Source organism: Bradyrhizobium sp. CCBAU 53351 (genome assembly GCF_015291745.1).
Lineage (GTDB): Bacteria > Pseudomonadota > Alphaproteobacteria > Rhizobiales > Xanthobacteraceae > Bradyrhizobium.
Genome location: NZ_CP030059.1, coordinates 7,308,791 through 7,324,709, shown reverse-complemented (window position 1 = coordinate 7,324,709; position 15,919 = coordinate 7,308,791). Strand labels below are relative to the sequence as shown.

Annotated in this window: 14 protein-coding genes; 6 read left to right on the top strand and 8 right to left on the bottom strand. The window is 64.7% G+C overall.

Translation table 11 applies throughout. The features are described from left to right. Positions 1 to 139: 139 nt before the first annotated feature. Entirely contained in the window at positions 140 to 1,105 is a 966-nt protein-coding gene (locus tag XH83_RS34820) for a sensor histidine kinase (protein ID WP_194405065.1), read from the bottom strand. Between the two features lie 179 nt (positions 1,106 to 1,284). On the opposite strand from XH83_RS34820, the gene XH83_RS34815 reads away from it, so the two are divergent. Further along, positions 1,285 to 2,121 (top strand): SDR family NAD(P)-dependent oxidoreductase, encoded by an 837-nt coding sequence (locus XH83_RS34815; protein WP_194405064.1) that lies wholly within the window; start codon positions 1,285 to 1,287, stop codon positions 2,119 to 2,121. A 153-nt stretch (positions 2,122 to 2,274) separates the two neighbouring features. Here the strand turns inward: XH83_RS34815 and XH83_RS34810 are convergent, their stop codons facing one another. Together XH83_RS34810 and XH83_RS34805 are read right to left on the bottom strand one after the other, a co-directional pair. Continuing rightward, the gene (locus tag XH83_RS34810) at positions 2,275 to 3,651 is read right to left on the bottom strand and encodes a cytochrome P450 (protein ID WP_194405063.1); all 1,377 of its coding nucleotides are present in this window, start codon (positions 3,649 to 3,651) and stop codon (positions 2,275 to 2,277) included. Positions 3,652 to 3,796: 145 nt separating this feature from the next. Next, positions 3,797 to 5,032, bottom strand: a complete 1,236-nt coding sequence (locus XH83_RS34805; RefSeq protein ID WP_194405062.1) for an LLM class flavin-dependent oxidoreductase — start codon at positions 5,030 to 5,032, stop codon at positions 3,797 to 3,799. Between the two features lie 250 nt (positions 5,033 to 5,282). On the opposite strand from XH83_RS34805, the gene XH83_RS34800 reads away from it, so the two are divergent. Both XH83_RS34800 and XH83_RS34795 read left to right on the top strand, forming a co-directional pair. Further along, the gene (locus XH83_RS34800; RefSeq protein WP_194405061.1) at positions 5,283 to 6,686 is read left to right on the top strand and encodes an MFS transporter; all 1,404 of its coding nucleotides are present in this window, start codon (positions 5,283 to 5,285) and stop codon (positions 6,684 to 6,686) included. Between the two features lie 147 nt (positions 6,687 to 6,833). Continuing rightward, positions 6,834 to 8,039 carry a PHB depolymerase family esterase gene (locus XH83_RS34795; RefSeq protein ID WP_194405060.1) on the top strand — a complete coding sequence of 402 codons (1,206 nt, stop codon included), beginning with the start codon at positions 6,834 to 6,836 and terminating at the stop codon, positions 8,037 to 8,039. 155 nt (positions 8,040 to 8,194) lie between these two features. Here the strand turns inward: XH83_RS34795 and XH83_RS34790 are convergent, their stop codons facing one another. Next, positions 8,195 to 8,518, bottom strand: coding sequence for a hypothetical protein (locus tag XH83_RS34790; RefSeq protein WP_246776381.1), 324 nt, complete (start codon positions 8,516 to 8,518; stop codon positions 8,195 to 8,197). 118 nt (positions 8,519 to 8,636) lie between these two features. On the opposite strand from XH83_RS34790, the gene XH83_RS34785 reads away from it, so the two are divergent. Next, positions 8,637 to 9,002 (top strand): helix-turn-helix domain-containing protein, encoded by a 366-nt coding sequence (locus XH83_RS34785; RefSeq protein WP_194405058.1) that lies wholly within the window; start codon positions 8,637 to 8,639, stop codon positions 9,000 to 9,002. A 4-nt stretch (positions 9,003 to 9,006) separates the two neighbouring features. Here the strand turns inward: XH83_RS34785 and XH83_RS34780 are convergent, their stop codons facing one another. Both XH83_RS34780 and XH83_RS34775 read right to left on the bottom strand, forming a co-directional pair. Next, positions 9,007 to 9,675: an MBL fold metallo-hydrolase gene (locus XH83_RS34780; protein ID WP_194405057.1), complete on the bottom strand. Its 669-nt coding sequence runs from the start codon at positions 9,673 to 9,675 to the stop codon at positions 9,007 to 9,009. Positions 9,676 to 9,763: 88 nt separating this feature from the next. Further along, positions 9,764 to 10,882, bottom strand: a complete 1,119-nt coding sequence (locus XH83_RS34775; protein ID WP_194405056.1) for a VWA domain-containing protein — start codon at positions 10,880 to 10,882, stop codon at positions 9,764 to 9,766. A gap of 225 nt (positions 10,883 to 11,107) precedes the next feature. Between XH83_RS34775 and XH83_RS34770 the strand changes: the two genes are divergently transcribed. Beyond that, positions 11,108 to 12,706, top strand: coding sequence for an alpha-amylase family glycosyl hydrolase (locus tag XH83_RS34770; RefSeq protein ID WP_194405055.1), 1,599 nt, complete (start codon positions 11,108 to 11,110; stop codon positions 12,704 to 12,706). 87 nt (positions 12,707 to 12,793) lie between these two features. Here the strand turns inward: XH83_RS34770 and XH83_RS34765 are convergent, their stop codons facing one another. Then, the gene (locus XH83_RS34765) at positions 12,794 to 14,494 is read right to left on the bottom strand and encodes an alpha-amylase family protein (RefSeq protein WP_194405054.1); all 1,701 of its coding nucleotides are present in this window, start codon (positions 14,492 to 14,494) and stop codon (positions 12,794 to 12,796) included. A 154-nt stretch (positions 14,495 to 14,648) separates the two neighbouring features. Between XH83_RS34765 and XH83_RS34760 the strand changes: the two genes are divergently transcribed. Further along, positions 14,649 to 15,140 carry an MmcB family DNA repair protein gene (locus XH83_RS34760; RefSeq protein WP_194405053.1) on the top strand — a complete coding sequence of 164 codons (492 nt, stop codon included), beginning with the start codon at positions 14,649 to 14,651 and terminating at the stop codon, positions 15,138 to 15,140. A 153-nt stretch (positions 15,141 to 15,293) separates the two neighbouring features. Here XH83_RS34760 and XH83_RS34755 read toward each other — a convergent pair whose 3' ends face one another. Continuing rightward, positions 15,294 to 15,848 (bottom strand): ActR/PrrA/RegA family redox response regulator transcription factor, encoded by a 555-nt coding sequence (locus XH83_RS34755; protein ID WP_008141807.1) that lies wholly within the window; start codon positions 15,846 to 15,848, stop codon positions 15,294 to 15,296. Positions 15,849 to 15,919: the final 71 nt, after the last annotated feature.

Sequence of the window (15,919 nt, the reverse complement as noted above, 5' to 3'; positions counted from 1 at the left end):
GCTCCGGAGAAATACGGGGGTGTTTTGAAGGAAACCTGGGACAAGGCGGCGCGTGCTGACGATCGTCATTAACAGAGGGTCAACAGCGCACGAGAAAGGGCGGCGACGACGCGGGTGCGCTTTCGCTTGGAGCGCGATGCTATTCGCTTCGCGGGATCCGGCACTGCATGATGCAATGCAGCCCGGTCTTCAAATACGAGATCTCGGTTCTGCCGTCGAAGGCCGACAGCGCCGATTTCAGCAGCTTGGTGCCGAAGCCGGGCTCGGAGACCTTGTCCACGCTCGGTCCCTCGGTTTCGTCCCAGGTGATGGTCAGGCGATCGTCGCTGACGGTCCACGACACCTGCAGCAGGCCGCGCGGTGAGGAGAATGCGCCGTACTTGCCGGCATTGGTGGCGAGCTCGTGAAACATCAATGACAGCGTGACCGCGAGCTTCGGCGGCAGGAACAGCCGCTCGCCATTGAGAGTGAAGCGGACATGCCCGTAAGGGCCGAGCTCCGAGATCAGGAGATCGCGGATGTCGCAGCCGGCTTTGTCGATCCGTGAGATCAGATCGTCGGTCGCGGCCAGCGAGCGCAGCCGCGGATCGACGCGGGCCCAGACCAGCGGCTGGTCATGCAGCACCTGGTGCAGCACGGCGTGCACGGTCGACAGCTTGTTCTTCAGCCGGTGCTGCAGCTCGTCGACCAGCAGCTTGCGATACTCTTCTTCCTCGGTCAGGCTCTTGGAGATCCGGCGCTGCTCCGCCAGCATGGTGCGATAGTGCTCGACGCCCCAGATGGTGAGCGCGCAGACCGCCCAATAGAGCGCGAGCAGGGCAAACCGCGCGCGATCGGCAAAGGCATCGCCGAAATTCACGATGACGCCGAGCACGCCGCCGACCAGCGCGGTCACGATCCCGATCCGGAAGCCTCCGAACGCCGCGGCAAAGAACACGGCCGGAAAGTAAGGGGTGAAGTAGACGTCGGGCCGCACATGGGCGAGCGCCCAGCGCGCCAGCGTCGCAACCAATAGGCAGGCCACCGCAAAGGCAATGCTCAGACCGAGCGAGGGTGGCGCCGCACCCTGCCAACCCCTGCGGAATTCCTCGATCAGCTTCCCCATGCGCAGCCCAGTTGCGATATGCGTTCGAAAATCGAGCGGCCCATCAGGATGTTACGCAAACCGTCCGCACAAGCATAGCTTGCCTTGCCGGAGACGGGCAGGGATACTAGCCGGCGCGGCGATGGCAGCGGCCGATGTTCGCCATTTGGCATCAAATCGTTCGAAAACAGGAACATTCCATGGGCAGGCTGGACGGCAAGGTTGCGGTGATTACGGGAGCGACGAGCGGGATCGGATTGCGCACCGCGGAAGTCTTCGTTGCCGAAGGTGCCAAAATTGTGATCGCGGGCCGGCGTATACCGGAAGGCGAGGCGTTGGCATCGCGGCTCGGGCAGACTTGCATCTTCCGCCAGACCGACGTGACGGTCGAGGCGCAGATGCAGGCTCTGATCGCGCTCGCCGTGGACAAGTTCGGCCGGATCGATTGCCTGTTCAACAATGCCGGCGGCCCGGCGCAGACCGGCGGCATCGAGGGCCTCGAAGTCGAGCGTTTCGATGCGGCGATGGCGACGCTGGTGCGCAGCGTCATGCTCGGCATGAAGCACGCCGCGCCCGTCATGAAGAAGCAGGGCAGCGGCAGCATCATCAACAATGGCAGCATCGCCGGCCGCCTCGCCGGCTTCTCCTCCTCGATGGTCTACAGCGCGGCCAAGGCGGCGGTGATCCATCTCACCAAATGCGTGGCAATGGAGCTCGGCGAGTCCAATGTGCGCGTCAACGCGATCTCGCCCGGCGCGATCGCGACCGGCATTTTCGGCAAGGCACTTGGGCTGTCGACCGACGCCGCGGAGAAGACGCCGGCGGTGATGCGCGAGGTCTACAAGACCGCGCAGCCGATCCCACGTGCCGGCCTGCCCGACGACATCGCCCAGGCTGCCGTGTTCCTCGCCAGCGACGAATCCAGCTTCATCAACGGCCACGATCTCGTCGTCGACGGCGCCATGACCGGCGGCCGCAACTGGAGCCAGCAGCAGCAGGGCTATGTGGCCCTGCGCAAGGCGTTCGATCAGGGGTAGCCGATAGGTCTCGTGTCCCGGACGCGCTGCAGCGCTTGCGCTGCTGCGCAAAGCCGGGACCCGGGGATCTTGGGGCACATTGCGCTTGGGGAGATGGGCCCCGGCTCTGCGGAGCGGCACTTCGCGCCGCACCGCGTCCGGGGCACGAGAAAGTCACACCGCCTTCACCCGCACCCTCAACCCGTCCCGCGGTTTCGGGATCGGCCACATCTGCCAGTCCGGCTTGTAGCCCGGCTCCAGCGACACCTCGATGTTCTGCAAAAAGTGCCGCGCGAAGCATTTCGCCTGCATGTAGGCGAAGTGCAGGCCGAGGCACATATGCGCGCCGCCGCCGAACGGGACCCAGGCGAAGCGGTGGCGGCCGCGCTGGGCCTCGTCGGTGAAACGCATGGGATCGAAGCGGTCCGGCTCCGGCCAGATGTCCTTCATGTGATGGGTATAGAGCGGATTGACGCCGACCGCGGTGCCGGCGGGAATCGTGAAGCCCTTGAAGGTGAAATCGCGCATCGCGCGGCGCGGCATCGAGGGCACCGGCGGCTTGATCCGCAACGCTTCCTTGAACGCCATCTCCGACAGCGGCATCTTCTCGAGATCGTCGAAGCTGCTCGGCGCGCCCGGCGCAAGCCCGAGCGCGAGAACTTCCGCGCGCAGCCGGTCCTGCCAGTCCGGATTGGCGGCGAGCTCGCCGATGAAGGAGGTCAGCGACGAGGTCAGGGTGTCGTGCGCCGCCATCATCAGGAAGCTCATATGGTCGATGATGTCCTGCTCGGACAGCAGCGCGCCGTCCTCATGGGTGGCGCGGCAGAGCTGCGAGAACAGATCGTCGCCGCCGTGATTGCCGCGTCGCAGCGGGATCTGCTCGCGGAAATAGGCGACGATGCGCTTGCGGCCCCTGACGCCGGCAGCCATCTGGGTGCCGGGCAGGGGGCGCCGGATCGGGGCGACGGCGGCCGCGACCATGTCGACGAAGGCGCGGTTGATCTCGTCGACCTCAGGCCCGATGTCGGCGCCGAGGAACGAGGCCGCGGCGAGATCGAGCGTGAGCTGCTTCATCGCCGGGTAGAGCTGCATCTCCCCGGGTTTGGCCTTCCACTGCGCGACCCGCGCGGCGATGCCGCGGTCGAGATCGGCGAGGTAGGATTTCATCGGCCCGGACTTGAACGCGACCGACAGCGTCTTGCGGTGCAGCCGGTGCTCGTCGAAATCGAGCAGCATCAAGCCGCGCGGAAACAACAGGCCGAGCACCTTGTTCCAGCCGTGGGTCGAGGAGAACAGTTTCTGCTGATCGAACATCACGAGCTCGTTGGCCTCCGGCCCGAGCAGCACGACATTGGTCTCGCCGAACACATGGGTGCGGTAGACCGGACCGTATTTGGCGCCGTTCGCCTCGATATGGCCCTTGGGATCAGCCAGCACCTGCAAGGTCTTGCCGATGATCGGCCAGCCTTCGTCGCCGGGAATGTGCGTCAGCGCGTTACGCTTGGGCGCGGTGTAGTCGGGCGCCGTTGCGGCCACATTCTGCATCGACATGACGATTGCTCCGGTTGGCGGGCGCTTCCAGCGTAGCACAATCCAGGCCCGGTGATGCGACGCTTGCTGGCGCAAATGACCGCAGGCGACATCGTCTCCCCCGGGCTCGCGCTGCGCGCGCCCGGGGGCGACGAGTGGATCCGTCCTACCGCTTCGCCGCTTCCTTCTGCAGATCCGGGGCGTTGACGGCGGGAATGGCGACACGGCCCGGGCCGGTCACCTTCAGCGCCTCGGCGGCCTTCTCGTTCTCCATGATCTTGGCCATCACCGCCTGACCCGCGCGCTCGAAGATCGCGCGGTTCTCGATCACGAATTTTTGCGAGCGGCGCAGGGCGTCGATATAACCGTTGATTTCAGGCACGACGTAGCGCGCCACCATGTCCCAGCTACGGCGCGTCGCTTCCGGATTGGCCCAGTCGTGCACGAAGCCGATGATGGCGCCGACCCCGCCCGACACCTGCATCACGTTCTTGATGGTTTTGACGAGATCGTCGGGCGTGCCGATGGTGGAGGCCGCGCCCTCGACGAAGGCGGTCTTGTCCACGGCCTCATCCGGGGAGGAGAATGCGGTGAGGCCCGGCCGCTGCAGCGTGCCGACATTATATTCGTTGTGCCAGCGCATCAGCCCGGCACCGGCCTCGCGGCGCGCCTGCTCGCGGGTCTCGGCGATGTGGAAGGTCAGGAGCACGCGCCAGTCGGCACGGTCGACCTTCGTGCCGTGCTTCTTGGCGGCGTCCTCGGCGAACTGCCATTGCTGCTGCAGCGACATCAGGCCCTGCGTCGTCATCGATCCCAGCGAGATGATGCCGATGCCGTATTTGCCCGCGAGCGTCATGCCAGAGGGCGAAATCTGCGAGGCCACGACGAACGGCATCTCTTCCTGCAAGGGGAGGATCTGCAGCGCGGCGTCGTTCATGGTGAACCAGTCGCTCTTCGCCGTGACGCGCTCGCCGTTGAACAGGCGCCGGATCACGCCGATCGCCTCGTCCTGGCGGTCGCGCTGCGTCATCGGGTCGATGCCGAGCGTATGCGCGTCGGAGGCGAGCGCGCCGGGGCCTGAGCCGAAGATGGCGCGGCCGCCGGTCATGTGGTCGAGCTGCACCATGCGCTGGGCGACGTTGTAGGGATGGTGATAGGGCAGTGACACCACGCCGGTGCCGAGCTTGATCCGCTTGGTGCGCTCGCCGGCCGCGGCCAGGAACATCTCCGGAGAGGCGATCATCTCCCAGCCGGATGAATGGTGCTCGCCGCACCAGAACTCGTCATAACCGAGCGCATCGAGCTGCTCGACCAGGTCGAGATCGCGCCGGAACTGGAGCATCGGATGCTCCCCGATCGGGTGATGCGGGGCAAGGAAGGCTCCGAACTTCAGGCGTGCCATGACGTTTTCTCCGGCTTTGATTTTCTGTTTGTTGAGGCGACAAGGCTACGTGCCTGATGGCACGAACGCAATCGCGCGGTGTCCCGCGCGACGGAATGCAGGCATGCGTGTTTTTTCCCTCTCCCCGCTTCCGGGGAGAGGCGAAGGGTCGCGCCTTCGAATGAAGGAAGCGCGGAGTCCTACCTCGGAGGTAATCGCGGCGCTGCAAACGATCTGAAATCATCGGCCGCGTCTTCAGGGACCTGGACCGATGCATCAAATCGTCACAAGGCCGATCGATTCGACCCGCCGCTGGTGGGTGCTGGCGATCGTGGTCGCCGCCCAGTTCATGTTCGGCGTCGATGCCTTCATTGTGAACGTTGCCATTCCCACCATTGCGGCGGAGCTGAAGGCGACTCCGGCGCAGATCGAATCCGTCATTGCCATCTATCTGATCGCCTATGCCACGCTGGTCGTCACCGGCGGCCGGCTCGGCGACATCCATGGCACCAAAAAAATATTCCTCACCGGTGTGCTCGGCTTCACCCTGACATCGCTGTGGTGCGGCCTCGCGCAATCCGGCGCGGAGCTGATCATCGCCCGGCTGGCGCAGGGCGCGACCGCCGCGCTGATGGTGCCTCAGGTGCTGGCGACGCTGCATCTGTTGTTCACGGACGGCCAGCGCAGCCGCGCCTTCGCCGTCTACGGCATCGTGCTCGGGCTTGCCGGCGCTGCGGGCTTCCTGCTCGGCGGCCTCTTGATCACGGTTGATCTGGCCGGCACCGGCTGGCGTTCGGTGTTCTTCGTCAACGTGCCCTGCGGCCTCGTCATTGCAGTTGCCGCCTGGCGCATCATGCCGTCGGCGCCGCGGCGGTCAGGGACACGGCTCGACATCAAAGGCAGCGTGGTCCTGTTCGCAGGGCTGCTGTGCCTGATCGGCCCGCTGCTGTTCGGTCACGATGTCAGCTGGGCGCCCTGGCTGTGGGCGGTGATGGCGCTCGGCGGGGTCATCCTGGCCGCATTCCCACGGCTGGAGCGCGCCGTCGCGCGCGCGGGCATGCCGCTGATCGACCTGGCGCTGCTGGCGGACGCCGCTTTCCTGCGCGGGCTCGGCGCCGCCTTCTTTTTCTTCTTCGCCAATCTCTCCTTTTACCTCGTCATGACCCTGTTCATGCAGCGGGGCCTGAAGATCCCGCCACTCGCGGCCGGCATGGCGTTCCTCCCGCTGGCGCTCGCTTTCGTCGTAGCGTCGCGTCATAGCGGCGTGCGGGCGCGGCATCGCGGCAGCAAGGTCTTGATCGAGGGATGCGCGATTCAGGTCGCGGGCCTCGCCGCGCTCGCGCTCGTCGCAGGCTGCGTCGACGCACCGTCGGCGCTCCTGCTCGCGCTCACCATGATCATCTTCGGCTATGGACAGGGATTGGTGATGGCCCCGCTTTCCGGCGCGGTGCTCTCGACCGTGAAGCCCGTCGCTGCAGGCTCGGCCTCCGGCATGTACGGCACCATTGCGCAGATCGGAAATGCGGCCGGAGTGGCCGCAATCGGCGCGGTGTTCTTCGCGGTCGAAGCGTTGCAATCAACGCGCGCAGGATTCCTGGTCTCGCTTGTGCTGTTTGTGACATTAATCATGATCTGCGCCGCATTTTTGTCGTGCCAGCGTCGTGCGCCTGCATGAAGTTGAGGCAATGCGGTTAATGCGTGCGAGTTTCCGCGGGATTTCCGGGGATTTTCGCCGGATTGACAGCGCACGGTCTTTTTATTTTGCAATGCAGCAACTATCTGGTCTGGCTGGACGTTGAATGTCGCCCACCAGGAAGTTGCCGTGTCACTCGCCAAAAATATCGATCTGTTGAGACGTCTGCCCAGGCTGGACGGTCTGCGCTTCGCCGAGCTCGGCCGCGGCGCGGACGCACCCAGTCCGTTGCAGGAGGTCGCGGATTTCGGCGGCAATCCCGGAGCGTTGCGCATGTTCGCGTTCGTGCCGGAGCAGTTGCAGAAGCCGCGCGCGCTCGTCGTCGTGCTGCATGGCTGTGGCCAGACCGCAGCAGCCTACGATCTCGGCGCCGGCTGGTCGACGCTGGCCGAGCACTATGGCTTCGCGCTTCTGATGCCCGAGCAGCAGCGCATCAACAACGGCAACACCTGCTTCAACTGGTTCAATCCCGAAGACATTGCGCGGGGCAGCGGCGAAGCGCATTCGATCCGCGAGATGATCGCGCACATGGTCGGCGCGCATCGCATCGATCCCAGGCGAATCTTCATCACCGGTCTCTCCGCCGGCGGTGGCATGACGTCGGTGATGCTCGCGACCTATCCGGAGATCTTCGCGGCCGGCGCGGTCATTGCCGGATTGCCCTACGGCATCGCCATGAACCTGCGCGAGGCGCTCGACGGGATGTTTCATTCCCCAATGCGCCCGGCGCGCGAGCTCGGCGATCTCGTGCGCAACGCGTCCGATCATAGCGGCCCCTGGCCGAAAATCTCGGTGTGGCACGGCAGTGCCGACCGCACCGTCAATCCGGGCAATGCCAACGAGATCGTCAAGCAATGGCTCGATCTGCACGATCTGCCTGAAACGCCGATGGCGGAGACCATCGTCGACGGCTATCCGCGCCAGGCTTGGTGGGGCAAGGACGGCGAGACGCTGGTCGAATCCTTTGCCATCACCGACATGGCGCACGGCACGCCGCTCGGCCTTGCCGACAACGATCAGCGCTATGGCGTCGAAGGCGCCTTCCTGATCGAAGCCGGGATCTCCTCATCCTATCACATCGCTAAGTTCTTCGGCCTCACCGACTGGATTGCAGACGCTGCCAAGGCGGAAGCCAAATCGGCAACCAAGCCGGCAGCCAAGCCTGTAAGCAAGCCGGCAACCAAGCCTGGGCTCTCGCCCGCGCCGCATCTCGCCCGTTCGATCCGCGCGGCGATCGCCGAACAGCCGGCCGAGCCGAAGCGCGAGCAGGCCCGCAGCTTCGATCTCGGCCAGATCATCACCCGCGCGCTGACCGCAGCGGGATTGATGAAGTAGCGGCAAAACTGGTGTCGTCCCTGCGCACGCAGGGACCCATACCGCGTGATCTATCGATCGTGGCCGGTAGACGTACCGAACTCCGAGCGCCCGTACTCACTCCTCCCTGGGGTTATGGGTCCCTGCGTGCGCAGGGACGACAGAGGAGTTTGCGGCTACCCCGTCTGATCGATCCACTCGATCGGCGTTGCCGTCACCTCGCCGCCGGACACTTGCCGTGTCATCGCCGAATAGGCCTTGAAGAAATCGCGCGATTGCAGCGTTTTCTGCGCATCCTCGTCGGCGACGCTGGCGAGATGGAAGTAGTGGCCATCGTCGCGGTTCTTGAGGACGCGATAGCCGACCCGCCCTTTCAGTTCCGGATCGCCGTCGATCGCCTTGATGAAGCGCGCGATCTCCTGATGCCAGGCTTCCGTCGTACCGTTCCTGAATTCGTACTTGATCATGAAGTGCTTCATGTGACGCTCCCTGTTCGTCATGTGCGTCTTCATCTGCGCCTTGTGGGCGCCGCTGCAAGTATGGACAAAATTGATAGTATGGACTTTTTCGCCGTCGCTCCTATCCTCTCCCAAGCTGGATGCGCATGGAGAAGACGACATGGCAAAGGCAATTCCGGCGCGCAGCTGTCCGGTCGCGGCCTTTCAGAAGATGATCAGCGGCAAGTACAAGCTCCGCATCGTCTGGGATTTGAAGGACGGTCCGCGCCGCTATGGTGAGATCCGAAGCGGCCTGTTGCGCGGTACCACCGGCAGCGCCGAGATCACCCCGCGCGTGCTCAGCCGCGAGCTGAAGGCGCTCACGGCGAGCGGCCTGATCGATCGCAAGGACTTTGGCGAGGTGCCGCCGAAGGTCGAGTATCGCCTCACCCGCAAGGGCAAGAGCTTCGTGCCCGTCGTCGCGGCGATCCGCGAATGGGGCGAGCGCAACCTTGGTGAGACGGCGCTTGTGGACGCCGCCGAATAGACTCTCACATCTCGCCGGTGATGAACGGATTGGTCATCCGCTCCTGGCCGATGCTCGAGCCGGCGCCGTGGCCGCAGATGAAGCCGACGTCGTCGCCGAGCGGCATCAGCTTCGTCAGGATCGAGTTGATCAGCGTCGCGTGACTGCCGCCGGGCAGATCGGTACGCCCGACCGAGCCCGCGAACAGGACGTCGCCGACATGGGCGAACCGCAATTCCTTGTTGAAGAACACCACGCTGCCCGGCGAGTGGCCGGGGCAGTGGAAGATGTCGAACGTGAGATCGCCGATCGACACGGTGTCGCCCTCGTTGAGCCAGCGGTCCGGCGCAAAGTTGCGCACGCCGGTCATGCCGAAGCGCGCGCCGCTTTCGACCACATTGTCGAGCAGGAATTTGTCCGCTTCATGCGGCCCCTCGATCGGCACTTTCAGCGCATCGCGCAGATCGGCTGCGCCGCCGACATGGTCGATATGGCCGTGGGTCAGCCAGATCTTCTCGACGGTGACGCCAGTCTGCTTGATCGCGTCCAGGATCTTCGGCACGTCCCCGCCGGGATCGATCACCACGGCCTTCTTGGAGGGCTCGTCCCAGATGATGGTGCAGTTCTGCTCGAACAGCGTCACGGGGACGATGATCGCGCCCGCCTTGGCTTTGGTGTCGTTTTGCTCGGTCATGGCGCCACAATGCCGATTTTTGCCATGCCGCCAAGCAAAAGATTCGCGCGAGGGATCCGGGGAACGGGTGTTCCCCGGATCGCCGCGATTACCGCTTGATCTGCGCCTTCAGCGTCTCCTGGACGACCCCGTCGAAGGACGAGGTTTTCGGCGACTTCACGGCCTGATCGGCGATGTATTTGTCGCGCTTGGCGACCAGCGCGGCGAGCTTCTCGTTCAGGGTCTTGCGCTGTCCGACCTGCTTGGCGACTTCGGCCTCGCGCTGCTCGGGCTTCATCGCGCGCAGGTTCTCCGGCAGGTCCGCGTCCTTGACGGCGGCGACGCTGGTCGTGCCCTTGGCCGCATCGGCAACGAGGTCGCCGCCGCCGGTGACCGCTTCCGCGGTCGCGCGGGCCCGCTTGCCGATATAGCTCGTCATGTCGGCCGCGACTGACGGTGCGGCCGCCGCCACGCTCGCCGTCTGCTGCATCTTCATCTCCGTGCGCTTCTGCATCTCGCGCGGCCCATAGGGGATCACCGTGCCGTTGAGCTGCTGCTGCAGGATGATGATGTCCTGGTCGTACGGCGTCTCGATCACCACGATTTGGCCGCCATCCTGCGGAATCGGGATGAAGCGGCCTTGGCCGATCTGCGCGATGTCGCGCCACACCCGCTCGGTATCGCGGGCATCGCCGGCGAGCACGGCGTTGACGATGATGTCCTTTTGCCTGGCGGCCGCGAGTGTCGTCGGATATTTCGTGTCCTGCGCGTAGTCCATGTGCGGCGGCGCATCGCCGACCAGGAAGACGATGTGCCTGGCGTCGCTGCCATCAGTCCATTGCAGCTTGTTGACGGCGATGTCGAGCGCCTCGTTGACGCTTTCGGGCCAGTCGCCGCCGCCGCGCGCCTTCAGCTCTAACAGGTTGGCATAGAGATCCTGGATGTCGCGGGTCAGCTCGATTTTCGATGTCACGTAATCGTCGCCGATGTCGCGATAGGCGACGAGGCCCATGCGGATATCGGCATCCGGGTTGGAATCGACGATCGCGGTGGCGATCGACCAGATCTTGCGCTTGGCGCCCTCGATCAATCGCGCCATCGAGCCCGTGGTATCCAGCACGAAAGCGACTTCGACGGTGGGCCGTGCCAGGGCCGGGGACAATCCGGCCGACAGCGGCAGGGCAGCGAGCGCGAAAGCGAGCGAGCACAGTGTGATGCGTGACCTCATGGGGTCCCTCCAGTGGGTTTCGTCCCTCGGAACCGAGGTTCCACTGGCATCGCGGTGGGCTGAGGCCGGAACAAAGGCCGGACTGGTGCGAAATTACGGCGATTCCCGGCGAAATCCGCGCCATGCGGTCCCTGGCGACGCCCTCTCAGCGGCGGCCGTCACCCCTGTGTGAACCCTTGGCGCGGTTCCGCGTTGCTGTCCGCGAAGCGCATTCGGGGGATGATCTTGGCTCGGAACGACAAGAACTGGTGGCGTGACGGCATTTTCTATCAGATCTACCCGCGCTCGTTTCAGGACGCCGACGGTGACGGCGTTGGCGATCTCGCCGGCATCTTGCGCCGGCTGCCTTATGTGAAATCGCTCGGTGTCGACGCGATCTGGCTGTCGCCGATCTTCCCCTCGCCGATGGCCGATTTCGGCTACGACATTTCCGACTATACCGGCATCGAGCCGCTGTTCGGCACGATGGAAGATTTCGACGCGCTGATCGCGGCCGTCCATGACAACGGCCTGAAGCTGATCCTCGATCTCGTGCCCAACCACACCTCGGACCAGCATCCCTGGTTCGTCGAGAGCCGATCCTCGCGCGACAATCCCAAACGCGATTGGTACATCTGGCGCGATCCGGCCGGCGACGGCGGTGTGCCGAACAATTGGTTGTCCGAGTTCGGCGGCAGTGCGTGGCAGCTCGACGAGGCCACGGGCCAGTATTATTACCACGCCTTCCTCGCCCAGCAGCCCGATTTGAACTGGCGCAATCCGGATGTCCGCAGCGCCATCTACGACGTGATGCGGTTCTGGCTGGAGAAGGGCGTCGACGGCTTCCGCGTCGACGTGATCTGGCACCTCGTCAAGGATGCCGAATTCCGCGACAATCCGCCGAACCCGCGTTACGTCGAGGGCCGGCCGCCGAACGAGCGCATCCTGACGCAATACTCCACCGACCAGCCCGAGGTGCACGACGTGATCGCCGAGATGCGCCGCGTCACCGATGCATATTCCGCGCGCGTCCTGATCGGCGAGATCTATCTGCCGCTGCACCGGCTCATGGCCTATTACGGCAACGATCTCACCGGCGCGCAGATGCCGTTCAACTTCGCGCTGCTCTCGACATTCTGGAGCGCGCGCTCGATCGAGAAGATCGTCGAGGATTACGAGAAGGCGCTGCCGCGCGGCGCCTGGCCGAACTGGGTGCTCGGCAATCACGATCGCCCGCGCGTGGCGAGCCGCGTCGGCACGGAGCAGGCCCGGGTCGCCGCCATGCTGCTGCTGACGTTGCGCGGCACGCCGACGCTCTATTACGGCGACGAGATCGGCATGCACCAGGTCGCGATCGCGCCGGAGGATGTCCGCGATCCCTTCGAGAAGAACGTGCCCGGCATCGGTGTCGGCCGCGACGGCTGCCGCACGCCGATGCAGTGGGATGCGTCGAAATTCGCCGGCTTCTCATCGGTGCGGCCGTGGCTGCCGCTGCCCGAGCACTGTGTGCGCGACAATGTCGCCAGTCTCGAAGCCGATCCACGCTCGATCCTCAACCTCTACAAGCGCCTGATCGGCTTGCGGCAGAGTTGCCCACAACTGATCGCGGGCGACTATCATCCGGTCGCCGCGCAAGGCGATCTCCTGATCTATCGCCGCGAGGCCGAGGGCCGGGCGGTGATCGTGGCGCTCAATCTCGGTGCGGACCCGGTCACCGCGACGACGAGCGCCGTCCGCTTCGGCAGCAGGATTTTGCTGTCGACGTTCCTGGATCGTGAGGGGGAAGGAATCGAAGGCGTGCTGGAGCTGCGTGGCAATGAGGGAGTGATCGTCGCTCCACCCTAGCTGTTGTCTCGGATCTGCGCGCGCTTAGGGCGCGCTTGTCCGGGACATTCATTGGAGTCTATGGATACAGCGAGGCATGTCGATACGTCACCCCGGATGCTTATTCCCGCGCACCGTATTCCCGTCGATGTCGCTCCGCTTCAACAGATAATCCAGCCCGCCGACGCGGTACCAGCGATAGCCATAGGGCTCCAGCACGATGCGGTGCTGGCCGCGCTTGTCGGCATGGCTGTGGTCCTCCGCGAGCAGATTGATCAAATGCGCGCCGGCCTCGCCCGATAGCCCCACCGAGAACGCGATCTCGCGCGGCTTCTCGTCGAGATTATGCACGAACAGCACCGAATTGTTGCGCCAGTCGTAGCGCATGATGAACACGGCGGGATCGCGCGTCGGGACGATGGCGAAATCGCCCCAGCCGACCTCCGGCACTTCCTTCCGCATGCGGACGATGCGCTCGGTCCAGTTCAGCATGGAGTTGGGGTCGCGCCGCTGCTTTGCCACGTTGACGTGCGGATAGCCGTACGGTCCCTTGTCGATGACGGGGCAGGCCGGCTTGTCGCTCTTGGTGAAGCCGCCATGCGGCTCGGTCGACCATTGCATCGGCGTGCGCGCGCAATTGCGCTCGGGCAGCGAAAGGTCGTCGCCCATCGCGATCTCGTCGCCATAGCGGATCACGGGCGTTCCCGGCAGCGTGCACATCAGGCTGTAGGCGAGCTCCAGCCGCCTGCGGTCGCCGCCCAGCATCGGCGCGAGGCGGCGGCGAATGCCGCGGTCGTAGAGCTGCATGTCCTTGTCGGGGCCGAACGATTTGAACACCGCATCGCGCTGCGCCTTGGTCAGGCGTCCGAGATCGAGCTCGTCGTGATTGCGCAGGAACAGGCCCCATTGCGCCGTGGCCGGCCGCGGTTTTGTTGCTTTCAGCGCCTTGGCCAGAGGGCGCGAGTCCGCCGAGGCCAGCGCATAGAACAGATGCTGGTTGACGTGGAAATTGAACATCATGTGCATGCGGTCGGCGTCGCGGCCGAAATATTCCATGTCGGTTTCCGGCAGCACGTTGGCCTCGGCGAGAATGATGGCGTCGCCCTGCCGCCATTGCAGGAATTCGCGGAACGCGCGCAGCATGTCGTACTGCTCGACCGGCTTCTTCACCTTCGCGCCCTTGGTTGCGATCACGAAGGGCACGGCGTCCATGCGGAAGCCGGAGACGCCGAGCTGGATCCAGAAGCCCATGATCTTGAGAATTTCCGCCTGCACGTAAGGATTCGACGTGTTGAGGTCGGGCTGGAAATCGTAGAAGCGATGGAAGTAATAGGCGCCCGCTTCCTTGTCGCGCGTCCATGTCGATTTCTGCACGCCGGGAAACACCATGCCCTTGTTGGCATTGGCGGGCTTCTTGTCGGACCACACATACCAGTCGCGATAAGGCGAGTTCTTGTCGCGCCGCGCCTCCTTGAACCATTGATGCTGGTCCGAGGTGTGGTTGACGACGAGGTCGATGATGATACGGATGCCGCGCTGCTTGCAGCCATGGGTGAACTCGACGAAATCGCCGAGCGTGCCGTAGCGGGGATCGACGCTGTAAAAATCGGCGATGTCGTAGCCGTCGTCGCGGCCCGGCGAGCTCTGGAACGGCATCAGCCAGATCGTGGTGATGCCGAGGCCGTGCAGATAATCGAGCCGGCGCAGCAGGCCCTTGAAGTCGCCGATGCCGTCGCCGTTGGCGTCCATATAGGAGCCGACGGAGAGGCAATAGATCACGCCGTTCTTGTACCAGAGATCGTCGATCATGCGCGCGCCGCCTCGGTGGTTCCGCCGAGGACCGGCGGCTGCGTGATAAGTGCGTGGGAGAGGGGGAGGTTCCGCATCCTCACCGGTTGTGCGGTAACAGCCCGCCCCTATCGGACAGTGTCCGCCCCACACGGAATCGGCTATCCTCCTCGCCATGGACAACCCCGCCCGCAACCTCTCCCTCGTTCCGCCACCGGATCGCCGCCAATCCGAGACGGCGCTTGCGATCGCGCGCGGCACCTCGCGGCTGTTACGTTCGCTCGGCTTCTCCTGCATCAGCGAATTGCCGCTGCCCTCGGGGCGGCGCGCGGATCTGGTCGCGCTGAACGAGCGCGGCGAGATCTGGATCGTCGAGATCAAATCGTCGGTGGAGGATCTGCGCGCCGATCAGAAATGGCACGAATACCGCGCCCATTGCGACCGGCTGTTCTTCGCCTTCACGCAGGATCTGCCTTGCGAGATCTTTCCTGAAGAGACCGGCCTGATCGTCGCCGACGCCTACGGCGCGCACCTGCATTGCGAAGCGCCCGAGCACAAGCTCGCGGCCGCCACGCGCAAGCAGATGACGGTGCGGTTTGCAATGGCAGCAGCGTTACGGATCAACCGCCTGGTCGATCCGCAGGGGCACGCGGAGTTTTGGGAGTAGGACGGTCTCGTGTCCCGGACGCGCTGCAGCGCGTAGCGTTGCTGCGCAGAGCCGCGACCTGGAAGGCGGCAATGGATTCTGAGAAATGGGCCCCGGCTCTGCAGCGCATCACTTCGTGCTGCGCTGCGTCCGGGGCGCGAGAGCCGTCGAAGCTTACCGCGGCGCGCGCTTGGCCAGAATGCGCTGCAGGGTCCGCCGGTGCATGTTGAGCCGGCGCGCCGTTTCCGAGACGTTGCGGTTGCACATCTCGTAGATGCGCTGGATGTGCTCCCAGCGCACGCGATCGGCGGACATCGGGTTGGTCGGCAGCTCGGACTTCTCCGCGCTGGTCGACAGCAGCGCCGCGACGACGTCGTCGGCATCCGCGGGCTTGGAGAGATAATCGATCGCGCCCATCTTCACCGCGGTGACGGCGGTGGCGATGTTGCCATAGCCGGTCAGCACGATCGCGCGCGCATCCGGGCGCTTCTTCTTCAGCGCCGAGACGACGTCGAGGCCGTTGCCGTCGCCGAGCCGCAAATCGACCACGGCGAATGCGGGCGCCGCCTTGCCGATCTGTGCAAGACCGTCCGACACGGTGTCACATGACGTCACCGCAAAGCCGCGCGTCTCCATGGCGCGCGACAACCGCTCCAGGAACGGCTTGTCGTCCTCCACGATGAGCAGCGAGCGGTCGGTCTGTTCGTTCAGTTCGGCGATGGCGTTCAAGGTTTTGTCCTCTCTCCAACGCGTCTACATATGGCCTCGCAATCGGGCGGTGCCAAGGCCGCCGATAGTCG